Here is a 1,188-nt window from a genome sequence, read left to right on the forward strand (position 1 = left end):
AGTAATCCTCTTTGTTATTAGTACTTAGATTATTACTTAGTACAGAGCTTCCTCTTGATGAGTTTCGATCGTGCAATCAGAGGTGGGGTAGGCCACACAGGTCAGAACGTAGTTATTTTCGAGTTGGTCATCATCCAGGAAGGATTGGTCATCCTGATTAATAGTACCACTGATTACTTTGCCAGCACAGGTAGAGCAGGCACCCGCACGGCAGGAATAAGGCAGTTCTATACCTGCCTCATCGGCAGCGTCGAGAATGTAGTCGTCATCAGGACATTCAATGGTGTGATCCCCATCTGGTGTTTTTAAGGTGACTTTGTAAGTTGCCATGTTTTAGTAATCCTCTCGATTTAAAACAATAGTAGAGACGTTGTGAGTATAGGGCAAAAGCCGATCCTTTGGTTGAAAAGGAGCGTGGCATGCTTATTTTTACTCCATCTCTGATACTACGGGAAAACACTCAGCAGATTAAGACCGATTAAAAATGAAAGGCTTAATCCCCCATATTATAAGTTTTACTTATATATTTTTCACAAGTAAATACACCAGATAGTTAGCTGTAAAACTGATCCATGAAAATGCTCTAAAGTCTAGTTTTAAAAGGATTTTTACAGATCCTATCTCCCTCAGATAACTTCAGCAAAATCCTTATAAATTTATAATTAGGAATACTTATCATTAGCATCCCAGACCTGTATCCACACATGGGGTAATCCGGTGATGGGCTGATGGATAAAAAGGTATATCACTTGCCAGGCTTGAGATCGGTTTTGCGGTATCATGATAAGTTTGCAGCGATGCAGCGCGGTCTTGGGGAGGCAGTGCGGTCTTGGGGGTTCCCACGGGGCTGGAGAGCGATGCAGCGCGGTCATGGGGGTTTCCCCCATGACCGCGCTGCATCAAGACAGGTGCGGACGCAGGTTCCGCACACAGCCCCTCCCCATGAGCAACTGCCGTGGTTTCCCCCACTCGCGCTTTGCATGGCTGACAGTGACCAGTAAAAAAGGAACAGAAATTACAATGGCTCAGATGTATTACGATACCGACGCTAACCTAGACCTACTGGCAGATAAAACTATTGCTATTATCGGCTACGGTTCTCAAGGTCATGCTCACGCCCTTAATCTTAAAGAGAGTGGCATGAATGTGATCGTAGGACTGTATCCAGGTAGTAAGTCTAAGGCGAAA

At 44.7% G+C, this 1,188-nt stretch carries 2 protein-coding genes and 1 pseudogene; 1 reads left to right on the forward strand and 2 read right to left on the reverse strand.

What is annotated here, in order from left to right; translation table 11 throughout:
- Nucleotides 1-36: 36 nt before the first annotated feature.
- Both F6K53_RS43995 and F6K53_RS44000 read right to left on the reverse strand, forming a co-directional pair.
- On the reverse strand, nt 37-330 hold the full coding sequence (locus F6K53_RS43995) for a 2Fe-2S iron-sulfur cluster-binding protein (RefSeq protein WP_293087153.1): 294 nt from the start codon (nt 328-330) through the stop codon (nt 37-39).
- 348 nt (nt 331-678) lie between these two features.
- On the reverse strand, nt 679-969 hold the full coding sequence (locus F6K53_RS44000) for a hypothetical protein (protein WP_293087156.1): 291 nt from the start codon (nt 967-969) through the stop codon (nt 679-681).
- A gap of 51 nt (nt 970-1,020) precedes the next feature.
- Between F6K53_RS44000 and F6K53_RS44005 the strand changes: the two are divergent.
- Nucleotides 1,021-1,188: pseudogene (locus F6K53_RS44005) on the forward strand (ketol-acid reductoisomerase); the annotation flags it as partial.

Origin of the sequence: Moorena sp. SIO4A1, assembly GCF_010672065.1 — a bacterium.
Taxonomy (GTDB): Bacteria; Cyanobacteriota; Cyanobacteriia; order Cyanobacteriales; family Coleofasciculaceae; genus Moorena.

Coding starts and splice junctions, on each gene's coding strand:
- F6K53_RS43995 (WP_293087153.1), bottom strand. CDS start 330: ATGGCAACTTACAAAGTCACCTTAAAAACACCAGATGGGGATCACACC.